Origin of the sequence: Flaviflexus equikiangi (genome assembly GCF_014069875.1) — a bacterium.
Lineage (GTDB): Bacteria > Actinomycetota > Actinomycetes > Actinomycetales > Actinomycetaceae > Flaviflexus > Flaviflexus equikiangi.
The window spans coordinates 388,330-407,265 of the sequence record NZ_CP059676.1 but is presented as its reverse complement, the minus strand read 5'-3'; the positions used below and the strand labels follow the sequence as shown (position 1 = coordinate 407,265).

Here is an 18,936-nt window from a genome sequence, read left to right as displayed (position 1 = left end):
CGTGATTGATTTCCGATCAGGCAAGCCTGCCGGCCGCCCAGAGGGCGATGCCGTCAAGGATGTCGTGCTCTGACGTTGTCACGCTGTCGAGGGATACCATCTCGGCAGCACATCGGCGGATCACCTCGGACCAGACGAGAGCGCCCGCGGGAATGACATCGACCCGTCCCGGATGCATGTATCCTTCGGCGGAACGTTCTTCGCGTGTCGCCGTCATGAGCCACTCGCAGGCGGCCAGGACTCGATCGACGCTGAGTGTCGCGCCATCGATCCGTGCCGGATCGTAGTGCGTCAGCCCAAGGGCGCGTGCCGTCACTGTCGTCACCGTCCCTGCCAGTCCCACCAGTCGCGTAGCCCTCGACAGGTCCACGACGGAGGCGGCCTCATCGAGAGCCGCACGAACATCGCTCCGGGCAGCCGCGATCTCGTCCTCGGTGGGCGGGTCCGAGACGAGGTGGCGTTCGTGCATGCGAACACAACCCACATTCATCGAATGAGAGCCGATCACACCATCCGTGACGGACCCGAGGACGATCTCGGTCGATCCCCCGCCCAGGTCGACGACGGCGACGGGCTCGGGGCTGTCGATGACGGAGGCGGCCCCGTAGAAGGACAGTTGGGCTTCGCGCTGTCCCGAGATCACTTCCGGGGTGACTCCGAGGCGCTCCTCGATGCCGGACACGAACAGAGCACGGTTCCCAGCATCGCGTGTCGCCGATGTCGCGACGAACTTGATGGTTTCGACTTCGTGCTGGCGGCACAGGTCCGCGTACCGTTCGGCGGCGTCGAACGTGCGCTCGAGAGCATCGTGGGCGAACATGCCCGTCTTGTCGACGCCCTGCCCGAGCCGGACGACTGTCATCGTCCGTTCGAGGTCGCGCAGCGGCTGGCCCGGTTCTACCGTGGCGATGAGGAGGCGGATGGAGTTTGTTCCGCAATCAATACCGGCAACTTTCACCACTCAAGAGTGCCACGATCGACGGAACGTTTCGAGCCGGAAATCGTGATTCTTCTCGTCGCCTAGTCAGACGCCATGCACGTGCACGTGTCGACCGACCAGTCGATCATGTCGAGCGCGAGGTCGCCGATGGGGTTGATGCCGGGGCCGACCGCGAGGCTGTGGCCGACGAGTGCATGGAGGCATTTGACGCGCGTGGGCATGCCGCCCGCGGAGACGCCGTCGATCTCGGGCACGACGGCATGCTCGCGGCGGCGTGCCAGATAGTCCTCGTGCGCGGCGGCGTACTGTGCGGCGAGCTCCTCGTCCGTTGCCAGGCGCTCGGTCAGCTCGGCCATGATGTGGCTGCCTTCGAGCCGTGACACTTCGAGCACGACCTGGGGGTGGGTGAGATAGAACAGGGTCGGGAATGGGCTTCCGTCCTCGAGCCGCGGTGCGGTCTCGACCACGGTCGGCTCCCCGCACCGGCAGCGAGCGGCAATCGCCTTGACACCGCGCGGAACCCTTTCGAGCTGCCGTTCGAGGGAGGCCAGGTCCTTTGACGAAACTGTCACTTGCTGTCTTCTTTCTCATCCGCGGGCGTGTCTGCCTCGCCCGAGCTGTAGCCTGCCACCGTCACCGAATCCCACATGGTCGTGAACCATGGTGTTGCGGCCCTGCGATTGTATTCGAGTTCGACCTCGAGAGCCTCCCTCTCATCCTCAGCGGTGCCCGCCTCCGGATCGTTGACCATGTAAAGGATCTGTCCTGGCTTGACGTACCCGAGACGCTCCCTGGCCTGGGCTGTCACGTACTCGTCATCGCTCCACAGGAGCGCCTCTGATTCGAGTGCTCGGATACGGGCCTGGGCTTCGTCGACGGACGCATTCACGTCGCGCAGCTGCTGCTGCTGATCGAGATAGCTCGACAGTGTGGGAGCGACGAGGATGATCGCGCCCATGATCGAGAGGGCGATCGCAAGGGCGCGCAGGGAGAGGGTTTTCGGTTTCCCGGAGGCCCCGCCGAACACGAGCGACCGGCGGGTCGAACCGGCCTTGAGCCGCGGCTCACCGGACATGCCGGTCTGCTTCGCTTCGCTCGCCCTGGCGGTCTTCGTCCGTGCACCCGGCCTGGTGGGACCGCGGGAGGAGCCTGGGCGACGAGAATTCATGTCCCCATACTAGGGCCGGCCCCACGGGATGTCCCGCAGGGCCGACTCTGTGTCGCTGAACTAACTCAGACTGTGTCGCTGAACCAGCTCAGAAGGACGCACGCGGGAAGGCGTTGCGACCCGCGTAGGACGCCGCGTCACCGAGACCGTACTCGATGCGGAGCAGCTGGTTGTACTTGTTGACGCGCTCGCCGCGGGCCGGTGCACCGGTCTTGATCTGGCCGGAGTTGGTGGCCACAGCGAGATCGGCGATCGTCGTGTCCTCGGTCTCGCCGGAGCGGTGCGACGTCATCGACTTGAAGCCTGCACGGTGTGCTGCCTCGACGGCGTCGAGGGTCTCCGTGAGGGTGCCGATCTGGTTGACCTTGACGAGGAGGGCGTTCGCGGAGCGGCCCTTGATACCACGGGCGAGACGCTCGGGGTTGGTGACGAACAGGTCGTCGCCGACGATCTGGACGCGGTCACCGATCTGTGCGGTGAGGGATGCCCAGTCCTCCCACTCGTCCTCGGACAGCGGGTCCTCGATGGAGACGAGCGGGTAGTCGGCAACGAGCTTCTCGTAGTAGGCGATCATCTCGTCGGCGGTCTTCTGGCCGCCTTCGAACGTGTACGCGCCGTCCTTGAAGAACTCGGTCGAGGCGACGTCAAGAGCAAGGGCGATGTCCTTGCCCGGCTCGAGGCCGGCCTTGACGATGGCGTCGACGATGAGGTCGAGCGCTGCCGCGTTGGAGTCGAGGTTCGGTGCGAAGCCGCCCTCATCGCCCAGACCCGTGTTGAGGCCGCGCTCCTTGAGGACCGACTTGAGGGAGTGGTAGACCTCTGCACCCCAGCGGACCGACTCCTTGAACGTGGGAGCGCCGACGGGAGCGATCATGAACTCCTGGATGTCAACGTTGGAGTCCGCATGGGATCCGCCGTTGAGGATGTTCATCATCGGGACGGGCAGAACGTGGGCGTTCGGGCCGCCGAGGTAGCGGTAGAGGGGCAGGCCAGCGGACTCTGCTGCTGCCTTCGCCACGGCGAGAGACACGCCGAGAATGGCGTTGGCGCCGAGCTTCGCCTTGTTGGGCGTGCCGTCGAGGTCGATGAGGACCTGGTCGAGGACGCGCTGCTCGTCGGCCTCCAGGCCGACAACCTCGGGCTCGATGATTTCGATGACGGCGTCGACGGCCTGCTCGACACCCTTGCCCAGGTAGCGACCCTTGTCACCGTCACGGAGTTCAACGGCTTCGAAGGCGCCTGTCGAAGCTCCCGAGGGAACCTGTGCGATGGCGTAGGCACCATCGTCCAGCTGCACCTCAACTTCAACGGTCGGGTTGCCACGGGAATCAAGAATTTCACGGGCGTTCAGTGCCTCAATAATGGCCACTGGGACTCCTTCACAAGATAGACATGCGGTCGTATAACCACCACTCAGTCTAGTCTGGAAAGGGACGTTTGTATCTGGGACTTTGCGACCGGCCTGTGATATTCACCGGTTGGTGAACGATTGTTCACCAACACGGACGAAGGTTCACATCTCGGGAGCGGTCAGATACTCGGCTGTTCGCTCGTCACGTAGTCACGGACCAGGGGCGCGATCGCGAAATTCTCGCTATCCCACGTCCCGAAGCGCGGGTTGACCTCGACATCGGCCTCCCCGAGAGCGGTAAGGACCGGGTTGATCTCGTCGACCGTGTACAGGCCCTGCTGGACAACGAGCGTGAACGCGAGGAAATCGATCATCTCGTCGGTGGCGGCGGAGTATTCGCCGTCCGGGTTGAGGCCGAGCTGGCTGAACACCGTCTGGCGCATCTCCTCCGGCACGGACAGTCCCGCGTCGGCGATGATCTCGTTCGCCACTTCAGCGTTGATCATCATGTTGAGGACACCGTCCGCCAGCGAGTTGACGCCGTTGTCCTGGAAGTCGGCCTGCACCTGGGCAAGCTCAGCAATGGTGATCGTCTCACCGTTGACCTGGGCCGCGGACGACGGGTTGGCCGAGCATGCGGCCATGAGCAGGCCTGCGCCGACAAGCGCAACAAGCTTCTTCACTGTTCCTCCAAGGGATCGACTGCTGTCATGATATGCCTTTTCACGGGCGTTGCCCTGTCTGATCGGGATTGTTGCCGCCGCGTCCCTCAGCATCCGGCAGGAAAACCGATTGCAGGAGTGCCGTGAACCATTCTCCGAACTCCTCGTTCATGACGAGCTCCGGGGCTGAGCCGAGGCGGGCCGCCCCCTTGACGGGGAGCGGAATAAGGACCGATCGTACGGCAGGCTTGAGAACGGTGCGCGGATGGAGGCGCTTGAGCCTGGCCTGGCGCGAATCCGGGAGGGCTACCGGGTACATTCTCAGGTACTCGCCCTGCACGACAGCGTCCTCGAGCTTCGCTTCCCTCATCGTCTCCCTGATCTGGGACACGAGGAACATGCGCTCCACCGCGGGCGGGATCGGCCCGTAGCGGTCGAGGAGTTCGGCACGGATCTCGTCGCGGGCGGCCTCACTTGTCGCGTTCGCCACCTTCGAGTAGATATCGAGGCGGAGGCTCTCCTGCGGCACGTAGGTCGTCGGCACGGCCGCCTCGATCGGCAGATCGAGTCTGATGGGTGCAGGTTCGGGTTCGTCTCGACGCCCGCCTGACAGCATGGCCTGCATGGCCTCGACCTGTTCGGAGATCATCCGCACGTAGAGGTCGAATCCGACTCCGGCGATGTGCCCGGACTGTTCACCGCCGAGCAGGTTCCCCGCTCCGCGGATCTCGAGGTCTTTCATCGCGACCTGGATGCCGGAGCCGAGGTGGGTGTGGGAGGCGATGGTGCGGAGTCTCGCGACCGCGGTCTCCGTCATGGCCTTGTCCACCGGGTACAGGAAGTAGGCGTAGGCGCGTTCGCGCCCGCGGCCGACGCGCCCGCGCAGCTGATGGAGTTGGGACAGACCCAGACGCTCCGCGTTATCGACGATGAGGGTGTTGGCGTTCGAGATGTCGAGGCCTGTCTCGATAATCGTTGTGCAGACGAGGACGTCGATCTCGCGATCCCAGAACTGTTGGATGATGGTCTCGAGCTGTTTCTCGCTCATCTTCCCGTGAGCGACGCCGACACGAGCCTCGGGGACGAGCTCTTCGATGGCCTTCGCTCGCGCCCGGATGCTCTGCACCCGATTGTGGACGTAGAACACCTGCCCGTCGCGGAGGAGTTCGCGGCGGATCGCGGCCGTCACCTGCTTCTCCTCGGCAGGTCCGACATACGTGAGGATGGGGTGGCGCTCTTCTGGTGGCGTCGCGAGTGTCGACATCTCGCGGATGCCGGTGACTGCCATCTCCAGCGTTCGCGGGATCGGTGTCGCGGACATGGAGAGCACATCGACATTGGCGCGCAGCTGAGTCAGGGTCTCCTTGTGCTCGACGCCGAAGCGCTGCTCCTCATCGATGATGACGAGGCCGAGATCCTTGAAGGAGATGGAGCCGGTGAGGAGGCGGTGCGTGCCGACGACGACGTCGATCGTGCCATCGGCGATGCCGCGCTTGACGCGCTCCGATTCCTCTTCCGACTGGAAACGCGACAGTCCGGCCACGGTGACGGGGAAGCCCGCGTAGCGCTCCTCGAAGGTCTCCAAATGTTGCGAGACGAGAAGCGTGGTGGGGACGAGGACCGCCACCTGTTTCGAATCCTGGACTGCTTTGAAGGCGGCGCGGATCGCGATCTCCGTCTTGCCGTACCCGACATCGCCGGAGATGAGACGATCCATGGGAGTCGGCGACTCCATGTCCCGCTTCACTTCCTCAATCGTCGCCAGCTGGTCCGGAGTCTCCACGTAGGCGAACGCGTCCTCGAGCTCCCGCTGCCACGGCGTATCGGGAGAGAACTGGTAGCCCTTCGTGGCCTTGCGCGTCGCGTAGAGACGGACGAGCTCACCTGCGATCGCCTCGGTCGCCTTACGGGCTTTCGCCTTCGTCTTCGACCAGTCCGCCCCTCCCATCTTCGACACCTGGGGGGATTCGGACCCGGAGTATCGGGAGACGAGATCGAGGGAATCCGTGGGGATCCACAGCTGGTCGCCAGGCATGCCCCGCTTCGACGGAGCATATTCGACGACGAGGTATTCGCGCTTGGCACCATCGGTACCGTCGATCGCGCGAGCATCCATCCGCAGGAACTTGCCGACGCCGTGATGGTCGTGGACGATGTAGTCGCCTGGGCTCAACTGGAGAGGGTCGACACCCGCGCGCCTGCGCGACGGCATCTTCCTCATATCCTTCGTCGAGGAGCCCCCGCGTCCCGTCATGTCAGAGGCGGCGAGGACGGCAAGCTTGATGCTGGGGATGAGGAAACCGGTGGAGATGGGTGCGGCGGTGACCGTGACGACGCCAGGAATCTCCTCGACGAGCTCGGGAACGAACTCTGCCGAGATGTCGTGCGCGTTGAGTTCGGAGGCGATACGGCGTCCGAGACCTCCGCCCTCGACCACGATGACGGGCCACCAGCCCTGCTGGGCCAGCAGCCCCATGTCTTTCAGGGCGCCGTCCATGTTCCCGTGGAATGTCTTGGGCTCCTGAGCATCGACGACCGTCGCATCGGGATCGCCCGTGAAACCACCGAACGTCCACCATGCCATGCCGCGCTCACGCACACCGCGGCGCACGTTCTCGATGGTCAGGAACGACGCATCCGAGACGGTGATGGGAACGTCGCCGCCCGCGGCGGCGGAGGACCAGGCGGCCGCAAGGAACTCTTCTGTCGTCGCGACAAGATCCTGGCTGCGGGAGAACACGCGCTCTGGCTGGACGACGACGACTCGTGACATCGGATCGAACAGCTCATGGACGGGCTGCATCCCGCCAGCAAGGATGGGGGCGAGGGACTCCATGCCCTCGACGGCGATACCCTGGGCGATCTTCTCGAGCATGTCGCGTGCGCCGGGAAGATCATCCGCTGCACGACGGGCCCGTTCACGAACGTCTCCATCGATGAGGATCTCGCGGCACGGCGGTGCGTACAGGCTCTCGACTACGTCGAGCGACCTCTGGTCGGCAACCGCGAAGGAACGGATCTCGTCCACCTCGTCACCGAAGAACTCGATACGGAGCGGATGCGGCTCGGTCGGCGGGAAGACGTCGAGGATGCCGCCGCGGATCGCGAACTGTCCGCGCGAATCGACCATGTCGACCCGAACATAGGCGGCGTTGACGAGAGCTGTCGCGAGGGACTCCAGCTCGATCGTGTCTCCCGTGGCCACCCGAACCGGTGCCATCTCCCCCAGGCCCGCAACGACGGGCTGAAGGAGCGCCCTGATGGGGACGACGAGGACGGAGAGCTTATCGAATTCCTCCGGATGTGCGAGACGGCGCAGGACGGACAGTCGCTTCGCGACAGTGTCAGCCCGTGGCGAGAGGCGCTCATGGGGAAGCGTCTCCCACGAGGGCAGGAAATCGACCTGCTCACGCGGCAGGTAGGCCGCGAGGGCACCGACGAGCTCTTCGCCGTCGCGACCTGTCGGTGTGATAGCGATCGTGGGGCGATCCCCATCGGTCGCAAGCAGTGAGAGCGCTCCGGGGATAAGGCCGAGCGGCATTCCCACGTTGAGGAGCGGGTCGCGGCTGACGGGCAGTGACGACAGGGTCGGCTCGTGGCGCAGCCGCTGCAGGAGTGCGGTGAAATCCATCAGAGCGAATGCAGGCGGGCCTGGGCCGCGACGAAACCAATGTTGAGGACGTCCTCAACAGCATCCGCCGCCTTTGCCACCGTCACGTCATATTCCGTCCGTGCCTTGCCCACGAGGGGGCTGAGCACGAAATCGGCAGCGTCCTGTGAACCGGGAGGCCTGCCGACACCGATCCGGAGCCGCTGATAGTTCTTCGAACCGATGGAGGTCGAGATCGACTTGAGGCCGTTGTGGCCGCCCTCCCCGCCGCCGTCCTTCAACCGCAGCTGGTGTGCTGGCAGGTCCAGATCGTCGTGGATGACAAGCAACTCGGACGGTTCGATCTTGAAATACTTGAGCAGCGCCGACACCGGCCCGCCGGACACGTTCATGTAGCTGTCGCAGATGCCGAGGACGAAGCTGCCTTCGCCCAAGGGGGCGGAGTTCACTCTGCCCGTCATGATGTATGTGCGGGAGCGGTGCGCCGAGAGCTTACCGCCCGTGCGACGCACCAGCTCGTCGATCACCATGTGACCGACATTGTGCCTCGTATTCGCATACTTCGGTCCCGGATTGCCGAGACCAACTATTGCCTTCATACCAGCTCCCATGACGAGCGCCCGGGACATGCCCGGGCGCTCATCGTTCAATTACTCAGAATCTGCATTCGCAGCAGCAGCGCCGGCCTCGTCGGACGCTGCGGACGCAGCGGCAGCATCGGCCTCTTCGAGGGCGGCGTCTCCCTGGGGGACGATGACGGAGACGACGAGATCCTCGGGATCCATCTCTGTCGATGCGCCTTCGCCGAGCTCGAGATCGGCGATGCGGAACTGCGTGCCTGCAGGCTTGCCTTCGACGTTGACCTCGATCGACTCGGGGATTGCCGTGGCGTTCGCCATGATCGTGACGGTGAGAAGATCGGTCGTGACTGCGGTGCCCGGAGCGGACTCGCCGACGATCGTGACGGGGACGGTGACCTCAACCTGCTCGCCAGCGCGAATCGCGATGAGGTCGACGTGCTCGATGTCCCACGTCATGGGGTGACGCTGGATGTCACGGACGAGTGCGAGCTGGTCCTTGCCGTCCACCTGGACGGTGACGAGGGCGTTCTGGTTGTGGCGCACGGCGAGGAACGTCTCGTGGGCGTCAAGAGCAATGTGGATCGTCTCGGCGCCGTGGCCGTAGACGACGGCGGGAACGAGGCCTGCGCGGCGGAGGCGACGAGCAGCGCCCTTGCCGAAGTCTTCGCGTGTGGTGTTGGTCAGCTTGACGGAATCAACCATGGTGTCTCCTTATAGTTCGGCACGTGTGTGCATGAGCCTCGTAGGCCATGTGCCGGGTGACACTGGGACCGCGTCGATAACGGAGTGCGGACGTATCCGCCTCCCTCGCCGAGGCAACCCATACATGGTAACGCACCCGGGGTTGACGAGCGAAGGGGAGCCGTTATGGCTCCCCTCACGTCTCGCGGCTGGCTTAGGAATGAGCTCCGTCGAAGAGGCTCGTGACCGAACCGTCGTCGAAGACCTCGTGGATCGCACGGCCGAGAACGGGTGCGATGGGGAGGACTGTCAGCTCCTTGAAGCGCTTGTCCCGTTCGATCGGGACAGTGTCTGTCACGATCACTTCCCGAGCGCCGGACTCGGACAGTCGCTTGACTGCGGGCTCGGACAGCACGCCGTGCGTGGCCGCCACGATGACATCGGCGGCGCCTGCCTCGAGGAGGACGCGCACCGCCTCACAGATCGTGCCGCCAGTGTCGATGAGATCGTCGACGAGCACACAGGTGCGGCCCTGGACGTCGCCGACGACACGGTTGGCAACCGCCTGGTTGGGGCGGGAGATGTCACGCGTCTTGTGGACGAAGGCAAGCGGGGTGCCGCCAAGGCGGTCCGCCCACTGTTCGGCGACGCGGATGCGGCCAGCATCCGGCGAGACGACTGCCGTGTTCTGGGGATCGATGCGGGTGCGCACGTATTCCACGAGTGTGGGCATGGCCCACAGGTGGTCGACGGGGCCGTCGAAGAAGCCCTGCGCCTGGGCGGCGTGCAGGTCGACGCTCATGATCCTGTCCGCACCGGCCTGCTTGTACAGGTCGGAGATGAGACGAGCGGAGATCGGCTCGCGGCCGCGATGCTTCTTGTCCTGGCGTGCGTAGGGGTAGAAGGGTGCGACGACGGTGATGCGCTTGGCGGATGCTCGCTTGAGGGCGTCCACCATGATGAGGGACTCCATGAGCCACTTGTTGACCGGAGGGGTGTGGGTTTGGATGATGAAGGCGTCTGCTCCGCGGACGGACTCATCGAAACGGACGTAGATCTCGCCGTTCGCGAAGTCGTAGATCGTGTTCGGGAGAAGATCGATGTCAAGGTATTCGGCAACTTCGGCTGCCAGCCCCGGGTGCGACCGCCCGCTGGCGATCACGAGGTGTTTAGCTCCGGTGGAGTGGATACCGGTCATGACTGTCCGTCCTTAATCGAGCTGTCGTTCTTGAGTGAGGTGTGGGAGTGGTGTGCGAACGAAACATCGACGCCGGGTCCGACATGGACGGAGTCGAGGTAGACGTGGGGGCCGACTGCGGCACCCGTGGAGATCGAGGTTGACCCAGTCAGGTAGCTTCCGGGGCGGACGAGCGTGTCCTCCTCGAATGTCACCCCGACCTCGACCCAGGTGGAGGAGGGATCTTCGACCGTGACGCCCGCCCTCATGGCCTTCTCGAGGAGACGGCGGTTCATGATCGAACGGAGCGCGGCAAGCTGAACCCTGTCGTTGACGCCCTCGACGCAGAGCGGATCACCCAGGTAGGAGCCGATCGGGATGCCCTGCTTGTAGGCGTTGGAGATCACGTCGGTCAGGTACATCTCGCCCTGCGCATTGTCCGTCCCCAGGCCGTTGAGCATGGTGCGGAGAAGCCCAGCATCGAAAACGTACATGGAGGAGTTGATCTCGTCGATCTCAAGCTGTTCGGGGGTGGCGTCCCGATGCTCGACGATGGAGGAGATGATGCCGGCCTCGTCGCGGACGATACGCCCGTAGCCCGTCGCGTCCGGCACCCGGGTCGTCAAGACGGTGATGTCATTGCCCTCGTGTGCCGCCATGAGGCCCACCAGGGTGTCCCCGTCGAGCAGAGGAGTATCCGCGGCCGTCACGAGGACGGGCCCCTCGAGATCGTCAGGGAGTGCCTGGAGGCCGCACCAGACGGCCCGCCCGGTGCCCGGAATCTCGTCCTGGTCGGCAATGATCGCCTCGGGGGCGATGTCGGCGATGTGGGCGGCTACCAGGTCTCTCTGGTGGCGCACGACAACGACGAGCCTTTCAGGTTCGACTGCTGATGCGGCGTGGAGGACGTGACCCACGAGGGAGCGTCCGCACACGTCGTGGAGCACTTTCGGGGTCGAAGATTTCATTCGAGTCCCGGCACCAGCGGCCAGAACGATTACTGTGGGGCGATGCTCGCTCGTCACGGTCAACTCTCTCATCACGATCTCAACCCTACGACGGAAAGTGGCGTTGGTGCGCCTATTCCCTCGACTTTGTGGCTCCGCCCTCAGGGTTCGAACCTGAACTAAAGGCTTCAAAGGCCTCTGTGCTGCCATTACACCAGGGCGGATTGCACAGGCTCCAGTCTGCCAGGTTGTGCGGGGGTGAGACAAAGCATCGGCGCGGAATGTTCTGGAATACTGGTCACATGAACGATGCTCCCGCACGAAAAGTTCGCATGTCACGGTCCGAACGCCGTCTCCAGCTCATCGAGATCGCTCGCGCCAGCTTCTCGCAGCGCGGCTACGATGCCACGTCGATCGAGGAGATCACGCTCGCAGCCGGTGTCTCCAAACCTGTCCTCTACGAACACTTCGGGGGCAAAGAAGGCCTCTACCAGGTCATCGTGGACAGGGAGATCAACGTTCTCATGTCGACCCTTGCCGTGTCCCTCCCGGAGGACGCGACCCCGCGCAAGGCTCTCGGGGACACGATCCTCGCGCTCCTCGACTACCTCGAATCGAACCCGGATGGGTATCGTCTTCTCGCCCACCAATCCCCCGCAGGCGTGTCGACGGGGGTGTTCTCCCCGGTGATCGGTGAGGTCACGGAGCACCTGACGGGCCTCATGGCCGCCATGTTCGAGCGGCAGGGCTTCGATCCGGCGATCCTCCCCCTCTACGGGCAGCTCCTCGGGGGCGCTGTCGCGCAGGTCGGCATGTGGTGGATTGCGGAGCGTGAGGCCGAGGCGGCGGGTGAGCCGGTCCAGTCGCGATCGAAGCAGGACATTGCCGATCACACGGTCAACCTGCTGTGGAATGGTCTGCACCGTCTCGAGCTCCATCCGCAGCCCGTCACGCGCAACGACGGCAGGGAGACTCCAGGCGCCGCCGACTAGCTGTACCCGGCCATGAGGTTGGTGGCGTTGGTCGGTTTGCGTAAAGGGGGAACCTCCGTGCTTAGTGGAGATATCTGACGTCTTCACAACCACGGAGGTTCTCGTGTCCCATCGTCATGCCCGGCTCTGCGCCGGGCACAGCATCCGTCAGAAGTTCATCAAGCCGCACTGCCCATGGCAGAACGGAAAGGTCGAAGGCTTCAACCGGACCCTGCAGACCGAGTGGGCATACCGGCACGTCTTCACCTGCAGCGAGCACCGCACCGCAGCACTTGCACCCTGGCTCGAGTACGACAACAATGAACGACGCCACTCAGCACTCGGAGGCAAGCCACCCATTAGCCGACTGCCACCAACGTCCTGACCGGGTACAACTAGCTCCTGACGAGAGGTCCGTGGCGGGCTCGTGTAGATTCGAGACTGCACAGAACTCATCACATCGTAAGGAGCTCCTCATGCTTGCCATAGAGGACCTGTACAAATCGTACGGCCCCGTGACAGCACTGGATGGACTATCTTTCCACGTCAATCCGGGAGAAATGTTTGGATTCGTGGGCTCGAATGGTGCCGGCAAGACAACCGCCATGCGCATCATCCTCGGCGTCCTCTCATCCGATTCCGGCCGTGTCACGTGGAAGGGCCAGCCGCTCGACCATCGCACCCGCCGCGAGATCGGCTACATGCCGGAAGAGCGCGGACTCTATCCCCGCATGAAAGTCGGGGACCAATTGGTCTATCTCGCTCAGCTGCACGGGGTCTCCCCTGCCCAGGCTGTCACAGACATGGAGCTGTGGACGGAGAAGCTCGGTATCGAGCATCGCAGGAACGATCTCGTCCAGACCCTCTCCCTCGGCAACCAGCAGCGCGTCCAGCTCGCCGCCGCCCTCGTCTCGGACCCCCAGATCATGGTTCTCGACGAGCCGTTCTCCGGCCTTGACCCCGTCGCCGTCGATGTCATGTCCGAGGTGCTCCGGGAGAAGACCCGCCAGGGCGTTCCCGTCATCTTCTCCTCCCACCAGCTGGATCTTGTCGAGAGGCTATGCGACCGGGTGGGTATCGTCTCCGCCGGCTCGATGGTCACCGTCGGCGCGATCGACGACCTGCGCCAGACCGAAACCCCAGAGTATGTTCTCGTCACGCGCGCGGACTCGCAGGCTACGTTCGAGGGTGTGACGATCAGCGCCGAGGAGACTCGCGGCGAGACACTGATCCGCACGTTCGTCACTCCCCCGGGCTATGACGAGCAGCAGATCCTGCGCACGGCCATGGCAGCCGGCCCTGTCTATGAGTTCTCCCGCCGCCGTCCCCACCTCGAAGAGCTCTTCCGCCACGTCGTCTCGACCGGTCCCGGCACCGAGAAGGAGAACTGATGCAGTCCGTATACCTCGTCGCGCGCCGCGAGTTCCAGGCGCAGCTCCGATCCAAATCCCTCATCGTTTCCACGATCGTCATGGCGATCCTCATCATTGCCGCCGGTGTTCTCGGCAAGGTCCTCCTCGAACGCGATGCGGAGACGGAGGTCGTCGCGGCAACCGTGGGCGTGACCGACTCTGCCATGCCACTCGCCGACACTCTAGAAGAATCGGGCCTCGTCGTGGTCGAGGCCACCGGCACGCCGGAGGACATCCTGGCGGGCGATGAGAGTCTCGATGCTCTCATCACCGCGGAGCCTGGCAACCCCATCATCTTCGCGCTGGATGGCGCGGAGAACCTCGATCTCATCACGACAATCACCCAGACTGCCGCGACAGACTATGTCATCACGGAGCAGTTCGGCGATGAGGCAACGTCTGAGGCTCTCGAGGCCATATCCCAGGCGCAGAACCTGGCGGCCACGATCATCGGGAGTTCCGACTTCGATCCCGTCCAGTTCTTCGTCGCCCTCCTGACGGTCTCCCTCGTCTACGGCATGATCGTGTTCGGCATCTCGATCCTGGCCACGGGCGTGGTCGAGGAGAAGACGTCACGGGTGGTCGAGATCCTGTTGGCAACAATCCGGCCCCGCACTCTCCTCATGGGGAAGTTCCTCGGCATCGGCCTCGCGATCCTGTCGATGGTGGCGGTCTACGTCGCCGCGATCGTCATCGCAGCCACGATCGCCGGGCTCCTGCCGGACGTGAACATTGCGACCTACATCCCCATGCTTCTCGTGTGGGTTCTCCTCGGATACATCATCTACGCGTCGATCACGGGCGGCCTGGCGGCCACCGTCTCACGCCAGGAGGACATCGGTGCGATCACGGGGCCGATGGTGTTCCTCTCGATCGTCCCGTTCTATTTCGCGATGTTCTACGTGCCGGACAATCCTGACTCGACTCTCACCCAGATCGTCGGCTTCGTTCCGTTCTTCAGCCCGTTCGTCATGCCGGTGAGAGCGGCATTCACGGACCTTCCCGCAACCGATCTCATCATCGCCATCGGCCTGTGCCTCGTCACCATTCCGCTCCTCGCGGCCCTGGCGGGGAAGATCTACGAACGATCGATCCTGCACACGGGTACCCGGATGAAGATCATGGAGGCGCTCCGCTCAGCCTAGGCCTCGCACCGCGCTGTCTTGGGGATCGACCGGTCACGGTCGGTCCCCATCTCCATGTCTCGAGGGGCGTCGACTATGCTGTTTCGCCGCTGAACGGCACGAGCATGTCGCGGAGAATACGGCTCATGGTGTGCTGGTCCTCGGCGGAGATGTGCTGCACCATCGCCGCTTCGCTGCGGAGCAGGTCCTCCATCGCACGGTCGGACTTGGTGATGCCGAGGGGGGTTGCCCGCACGTACTTGATGCGGCGATCGCGAGAATCCTGGTGGCGGATGGCATGGCCGCGCTCCACCATCGTATTGATCCGGTGGGTGAGGGTGCCTGAGGCGACAAGGAGCTCGGACATGAACTGGGAGGGCTGCGCCTGATAGGGCTCCCCCTGCCTGCGCAGGAGGGACAGCATCTCGAACTCCCACACGTCCAAACCGTGAGCAGCGAACGCCTGTCGGCGGAACTTGTCGAGATGACGGTTGAGGCGCAGAAGGCGAGAAAAGATCTCGAGCGGTGATGAGTCGAGATCTTGGCGTTCACGCTTCCACGCGGCAACGATCTCATCAACCTCATCGCTATGGCCACCACTGGTATTCATCACAACAGAATACTCGATATCGAGATTTCTTTGATAGCGGCCGCGGTCAGTTCGATGCCGTGAGTCCGAGGTGGGCGATATAGGCGGTGCCGGTGGCCCGCCATCCCTCCTCGCTCGGATGGAGGAGGCCGGAGATCCTTCCGCTCGTGAGGATCCAGCTGTCATCGCTCCCCAGTCCGTGGCCCTCCCATATGGGGGTGAGAGTCTCGACGTAGAAGACGCCGCCGATCTCGTCGTCCAGCTCATCCGCGAGCTGACGGAGATCGTTCTCCCAATCCTCCTGGAGATCGTTGACTTCTGCCGTGACGTCGAGACTGCCGATGGTGCGGTCGATCCCCACATCCAAGATTCTCGGGTAGGGCACGATGTGGATCCGAGCATCGGGTGCGATGGTGCGGATCTCGAGGAGAGCATCGCGCTGCTGGTCGATGACATCGCCGACCGTCTCGGCCGCTTCCTCGAGGGCGTTGGCGCACCGCGTTTCGCTGTTCTGGATGAGGCAGATGCCGGCGATCTGGACGAAGCCGACGTTGTTTCCGCCGATCGTGACGAAGACATCGGTCGCACCAGAGACGGATTCAACCTGGGGCGGGAGTGTGATGACGCAAGCGTTACCTGTCACTGCCGCCGTAGCGCCGACCATGTCTGTCGAACAGTCAGAGCCCAGACGCCGTTCGTCGATGATCCGTGTTCCCTCGAGGTCCTCGACCAGTGCACCACTGCATGCCGCGTTGGTGACGTCCACTCCGAAGAAGCGCCCGACATCTTCGATCGCAGCTTGGAAAGAGCGCCCGCAAGGGTCATCGCTATAGTCCCCCGCGCCAGCGCCCGACGCATACGAGTCCCCGAGCATGACCGGGTTGAGATTGATCCCCTGGACGAGGAGCAGTCCCGCCGCGAGCAGACCGGCCACAACACTCATTTTCGTCCTTTAAGGATGAGCGATGGCGGGGTGGGCCGTCCGCGCCTCATTCCGCCTGCTCCGCGGCCCACAGCCATTCCTCTTCGAGTTCGTCGATGCGGGTCTGGATGCGGGAGGCGTCTTCGCTGAGCTTCGCGAGCTTCTCGAAGTCGAGTGCGGCCACCACCTGCTCGGCTTGGACTCGTGCAAGATTCTCTCGCTCTTTCGCGAGCTGACGTTCGACTCGCGCCATCGTCTTCCGTGCCGTGCGTGCTATCGCAGCATCGGAGACTGTTGCGGCGGGATTGTCCTCGACGATCTCTTCGACCGCCGCTTGCGCGCCTCGGAGGGCAAGATATTCATCGACGCCGCCCGGGAGGTCCCGGACGCGTCCGTCCATGATCGCCACCTGACGGTCGGTCACGCGTTCGAGCAGGTACCGGTCATGGGAGATGACGATGAGGGTGCCCGGCCAGCCGTCGAGGAGATCTTCGATCGCGGAGAGGGTGTCCGTGTCGAGGTCGTTTGTCGGTTCGTCCATGAGCAGCACGTTCGGGCTCGACATGAGGAGTCGGATGAGCTGGAGCCTGCGCCGCTCTCCTCCGGAGAGCCTGCCGACCTCGGTCCATGCTCGCTCCCTCGTGAAGCCGAGACGCTCAACAAGCTGGCTGGCGGTCATGTCCTTCCCGTCAACCTCAACCGTTGTCGCGATCGAGGAGACGGACTCGACAACCCTCATGTGTGCCACGTCGTCGAGTTCGGTTGTGTGCTGGGACAGCACGGCAAGCTTGACGGTCTTTCCCCGCTTGACTCTGCCTGTCGTGGGCTGGAGCCTGCCCGAGATCAGGCCGAGCAGGGTGGACTTGCCCGACCCGTTGGCGCCGACGATGCCGAGGCGTTCTCCTGGAGCGAGACGGAGCGTGGTCGTCTCGAGAACGTGCGTATCCCCGTACGAGAACGAAACGTCCTCAAGGTCGATGACATCCTTGCCGAGCCGTGCCGTCGCCATCTTCGTGAGTTCGACACGGTCGCGGGGCGCCGGCTCGTCCGCGATGAGGTCGTTCGCGGCATCGATGCGGAACTTCGGTTTCGAGGTGCGGGCGGGGGCACCCCGCCGCAGCCAGGCAAGCTCCTTGCGCAGAAGATTGTTCCGCTTCGCCTCGGTCTGGCTGCGCTGACGCTCACGCTCCGCTCTGGCGAGAATATAGGCCGCGTACCCGCCCTCGTACTGTTCGACCCGGCCCGGTTGGGGGTTCCTGCCTCCCGCACCGTCGTGCCCGGGAACAACTTCCCACATGCGATCGCAGACGGCATCGAGGAACCAGCGATCGTGGGTGACGGTCACGAGTGCGCCCTTGCCGCGGGAGAAACGATCGTTGAGGTAGCGGTGGAGATAGTCGACTCCGTCGACGTCGAGGTGGTTGGTCGGCTCATCGAGGATGACCACATCCGCGTCGGTGGTCAGCACCGAGCAGAGTGCCACCCTGCGGCGCTGGCCTCCCGAGAGTTCATTGACGCCCCGGTCAAGGTCCACGTCGGGGATCAGGCCGGTGTGAAGGTCGCGCACTGCTTTCTCCGAGGCCCACTCGTGTTCGGAGGCTGTCCCGTGGATCGCTTCCCGCACAGTCGTGTCGGCCAGCCTGTCCATCTGCGACAGCACTGCGAACCTCAGGCCCCCAGTCTTCGTCACGCGGCCCGTCTGGGCCTCCAGGTCACCGGTGAGGAGACGCAGCAGAGTGGATTTCCCGCCCCCGTTGGGCCCCACGACACCGATCCGTGCCCCGTCGTCCAAGCCAAGCGTGAGATCACCGAGGATGGGCCGGGAACCGAGGGTGACTCCAACCCCCTCCATCGACAACAGATGCGCCATCAGCTGCTCCTCACCACGTGTGCACCGGCGGCCGGGCCGTCGGCGCGAAGCGTCGACAGACCCTCCTGTCGAAGTACTCCGGCGAGAGCGTCAGCCGCCGTGTCGCTCTCGCAGAGAATCCCAATGGTCGGCCCCGAACCTGACAGGACGGTCGCTATTCCTGCTCCCTCGAGCCGCTCGAACAGCTCCCTCAGGTCGGGTCTGATCGTGAATGCTGGTTCTGCCAGATCGTTGATGAGCAGGCCTGCCACCTCGGCAACGCTGTCGGAGCCGAGTGCTTCAGTGAGATCGTCGACATCGGCCGGTTCGTGCGGCTCGGGATGAAGGAGGTCGTAGTGTCGGAACACGTCTGGGGTTGAAAGACCGTCACTGTCCGTGACAAGAACCCAGGATTGGAAGGCTCGGGGGGAGATGGGGAGGAGGTTTTCTCCGCGGCACGTTCCCAGCGCCAGGCCTCCCACCAATCCGAACGGCACATCGGAGCCGAGCCCTGCAGCCAGGCCGTGCAGGTCGGCGTGGGACAGCCCGAGCTCCCACAGTTCGTTGAGGGCCACGAGGGTGCCGGCGGCGTCCGCGCTTCCGCCTGCCATCCCCCCAGCCACGGGGATCTTCTTGTCGATCGTGATGGTAGCCCCGTAGTCCATGCCGGTGTGGTCATGAAGGGCCCGTGCCGCACGCAGGGCAAGATTGTTGTCATCGACGACGAGGTCGTTGCCCGTGATCGTCAAGGAGAGGCCCTCCGCGGGTGCCACGACGATCTCATCGGCCAGATCCAGGGCACAGAACACGGTCGTGAGCGGATGGTAGCCATCGGGACGGGCTCCGCCCACGCGGAGAGCCATATTGATCTTGGCGGGGGCATGGACGGTGACAGAACTCAACACCCTGTCAGGATACGCGGTTGGGCGCGTCAGCGCCCTATCCCCTCACG

The 18,936-nt window shown here is 64.1% G+C and carries 17 protein-coding genes, 1 tRNA gene and 1 pseudogene; 4 read left to right on the top strand and 15 right to left on the bottom strand.

The window, feature by feature from the left end; all coding sequences use genetic code 11:
* Nucleotides 1-16: 16 nt before the first annotated feature.
* From H2O75_RS01890 to H2O75_RS01840, 11 genes are all read right to left on the bottom strand, one after another.
* Nucleotides 17-958, bottom strand: coding sequence for a Ppx/GppA phosphatase family protein (locus tag H2O75_RS01890; RefSeq protein WP_310650322.1), 942 nt, complete (start codon nucleotides 956-958; stop codon nucleotides 17-19).
* 62 nt (nucleotides 959-1,020) lie between these two features.
* A complete protein-coding gene (locus H2O75_RS01885) occupies nucleotides 1,021-1,512 on the bottom strand; it encodes a DUF501 domain-containing protein (RefSeq protein ID WP_182172885.1) in 492 nt (163 codons plus the stop codon).
* Nucleotides 1,509-2,108, bottom strand: a complete 600-nt coding sequence (locus tag H2O75_RS01880; RefSeq protein WP_240161571.1) for an FtsB family cell division protein — start codon at nucleotides 2,106-2,108, stop codon at nucleotides 1,509-1,511. The genes H2O75_RS01885 and H2O75_RS01880 overlap by 4 nt, the downstream gene beginning before the upstream one ends.
* An 88-nt stretch (nucleotides 2,109-2,196) precedes the next feature.
* Nucleotides 2,197-3,477 (bottom strand): phosphopyruvate hydratase, encoded by a 1,281-nt coding sequence (gene eno, locus H2O75_RS01875; protein ID WP_182172882.1) that lies wholly within the window; start codon nucleotides 3,475-3,477, stop codon nucleotides 2,197-2,199.
* A 161-nt stretch (nucleotides 3,478-3,638) separates the two neighbouring features.
* Nucleotides 3,639-4,142: a hypothetical protein gene (locus H2O75_RS01870; protein ID WP_182172879.1), complete on the bottom strand. Its 504-nt coding sequence runs from the start codon at nucleotides 4,140-4,142 to the stop codon at nucleotides 3,639-3,641.
* A 40-nt stretch (nucleotides 4,143-4,182) separates the two neighbouring features.
* A complete protein-coding gene (gene mfd / locus H2O75_RS01865) occupies nucleotides 4,183-7,752 on the bottom strand; it encodes a transcription-repair coupling factor (RefSeq protein ID WP_182172876.1) in 3,570 nt (1,189 codons plus the stop codon).
* Nucleotides 7,752-8,330 (bottom strand): aminoacyl-tRNA hydrolase, encoded by a 579-nt coding sequence (gene pth / locus H2O75_RS01860; RefSeq protein WP_182172873.1) that lies wholly within the window; start codon nucleotides 8,328-8,330, stop codon nucleotides 7,752-7,754. Before pth ends, mfd begins: the two co-directional genes overlap by 1 nt.
* A gap of 51 nt (nucleotides 8,331-8,381) precedes the next feature.
* On the bottom strand, nucleotides 8,382-9,014 hold the full coding sequence (locus H2O75_RS01855; RefSeq protein WP_182172870.1) for a 50S ribosomal protein L25/general stress protein Ctc: 633 nt from the start codon (nucleotides 9,012-9,014) through the stop codon (nucleotides 8,382-8,384).
* Between the two features lie 193 nt (nucleotides 9,015-9,207).
* Entirely contained in the window at nucleotides 9,208-10,191 is a 984-nt protein-coding gene (locus tag H2O75_RS01850; protein WP_182172866.1) for a ribose-phosphate diphosphokinase, read from the bottom strand.
* Nucleotides 10,188-11,210 carry an NTP transferase domain-containing protein gene (locus H2O75_RS01845; protein WP_182174827.1) on the bottom strand — a complete coding sequence of 341 codons (1,023 nt, stop codon included), beginning with the start codon at nucleotides 11,208-11,210 and terminating at the stop codon, nucleotides 10,188-10,190. Before H2O75_RS01845 ends, H2O75_RS01850 begins: the two co-directional genes overlap by 4 nt.
* 57 nt (nucleotides 11,211-11,267) lie before the next feature.
* Nucleotides 11,268-11,341, bottom strand: a tRNA-Gln gene (locus tag H2O75_RS01840).
* A 78-nt stretch (nucleotides 11,342-11,419) separates the two neighbouring features.
* Here H2O75_RS01840 and H2O75_RS01835 point away from each other — a divergent pair.
* The 4 genes and pseudogenes from H2O75_RS01835 (at nucleotide 11,420) to H2O75_RS01820 (ending at nucleotide 14,645) form a co-directional block, all read left to right on the top strand.
* The gene (locus H2O75_RS01835; protein ID WP_220462759.1) at nucleotides 11,420-12,109 is read left to right on the top strand and encodes a TetR/AcrR family transcriptional regulator; all 690 of its coding nucleotides are present in this window, start codon (nucleotides 11,420-11,422) and stop codon (nucleotides 12,107-12,109) included.
* 148 nt (nucleotides 12,110-12,257) lie between these two features.
* Nucleotides 12,258-12,473: pseudogene (locus H2O75_RS01830) on the top strand (integrase core domain-containing protein); the annotation flags it as partial.
* Between the two features lie 91 nt (nucleotides 12,474-12,564).
* Complete coding sequence (locus tag H2O75_RS01825; RefSeq protein ID WP_182172863.1) at nucleotides 12,565-13,479, top strand: ABC transporter ATP-binding protein; 915 nt, start codon at nucleotides 12,565-12,567, stop codon at nucleotides 13,477-13,479.
* The gene (locus H2O75_RS01820) at nucleotides 13,479-14,645 is read left to right on the top strand and encodes an ABC transporter permease (protein ID WP_182172860.1); all 1,167 of its coding nucleotides are present in this window, start codon (nucleotides 13,479-13,481) and stop codon (nucleotides 14,643-14,645) included. Before H2O75_RS01825 ends, H2O75_RS01820 begins: the two co-directional genes overlap by 1 nt.
* A gap of 73 nt (nucleotides 14,646-14,718) precedes the next feature.
* On the opposite strand, the gene H2O75_RS01815 is transcribed toward H2O75_RS01820, so the two are convergent.
* Genes H2O75_RS01815 through H2O75_RS01800 form a run of 4 tightly spaced genes read right to left on the bottom strand, consistent with a single transcriptional unit; the run spans nucleotide 14,719 to nucleotide 18,889 of the window.
* On the bottom strand, nucleotides 14,719-15,234 hold the full coding sequence (locus H2O75_RS01815; protein WP_182172857.1) for a MarR family winged helix-turn-helix transcriptional regulator: 516 nt from the start codon (nucleotides 15,232-15,234) through the stop codon (nucleotides 14,719-14,721).
* A gap of 46 nt (nucleotides 15,235-15,280) precedes the next feature.
* Nucleotides 15,281-16,156, bottom strand: a complete 876-nt coding sequence (locus H2O75_RS01810) for a GDSL-type esterase/lipase family protein (RefSeq protein ID WP_182172854.1) — start codon at nucleotides 16,154-16,156, stop codon at nucleotides 15,281-15,283.
* 46 nt (nucleotides 16,157-16,202) lie between these two features.
* Nucleotides 16,203-18,005: an ABC-F family ATP-binding cassette domain-containing protein gene (locus tag H2O75_RS01805; RefSeq protein ID WP_182172851.1), complete on the bottom strand. Its 1,803-nt coding sequence runs from the start codon at nucleotides 18,003-18,005 to the stop codon at nucleotides 16,203-16,205.
* On the bottom strand, nucleotides 18,005-18,889 hold the full coding sequence (locus tag H2O75_RS01800; RefSeq protein WP_220462758.1) for a 4-(cytidine 5'-diphospho)-2-C-methyl-D-erythritol kinase: 885 nt from the start codon (nucleotides 18,887-18,889) through the stop codon (nucleotides 18,005-18,007). The genes H2O75_RS01805 and H2O75_RS01800 overlap by 1 nt, the downstream gene beginning before the upstream one ends.
* Nucleotides 18,890-18,936: the final 47 nt, after the last annotated feature.

Bases quoted from the DNA above. Each gene is read 5' to 3' on its own strand.
- H2O75_RS01880 (WP_240161571.1), bottom strand. From the start codon at position 2,108: ATGAATTCTCGTCGCCCAGGCTCCTCCCGCGGTCCCACCAGGCCGGGT.
- mfd (WP_182172876.1), bottom strand. From the start codon at position 7,752: ATGGATTTCACCGCACTCCTGCAGCGGCTGCGCCACGAGCCGACCCTG.
- pth (WP_182172873.1), bottom strand. From the start codon at position 8,330: ATGAAGGCAATAGTTGGTCTCGGCAATCCGGGACCGAAGTATGCGAAT.
- H2O75_RS01855 (WP_182172870.1), bottom strand. From the start codon at position 9,014: ATGGTTGATTCCGTCAAGCTGACCAACACCACACGCGAAGACTTCGGC.
- H2O75_RS01850 (WP_182172866.1), bottom strand. From the start codon at position 10,191: ATGACCGGTATCCACTCCACCGGAGCTAAACACCTCGTGATCGCCAGC.
- H2O75_RS01845 (WP_182174827.1), bottom strand. From the start codon at position 11,210: ATGAGAGAGTTGACCGTGACGAGCGAGCATCGCCCCACAGTAATCGTT.
- H2O75_RS01835 (WP_220462759.1), top strand. From the start codon at position 11,420: ATGAACGATGCTCCCGCACGAAAAGTTCGCATGTCACGGTCCGAACGC.
- H2O75_RS01825 (WP_182172863.1), top strand. From the start codon at position 12,565: ATGCTTGCCATAGAGGACCTGTACAAATCGTACGGCCCCGTGACAGCA.
- H2O75_RS01820 (WP_182172860.1), top strand. From the start codon at position 13,479: ATGCAGTCCGTATACCTCGTCGCGCGCCGCGAGTTCCAGGCGCAGCTC.
- H2O75_RS01815 (WP_182172857.1), bottom strand. From the start codon at position 15,234: ATGAATACCAGTGGTGGCCATAGCGATGAGGTTGATGAGATCGTTGCC.
- H2O75_RS01810 (WP_182172854.1), bottom strand. From the start codon at position 16,156: ATGAGTGTTGTGGCCGGTCTGCTCGCGGCGGGACTGCTCCTCGTCCAG.
- H2O75_RS01805 (WP_182172851.1), bottom strand. From the start codon at position 18,005: ATGGCGCATCTGTTGTCGATGGAGGGGGTTGGAGTCACCCTCGGTTCC.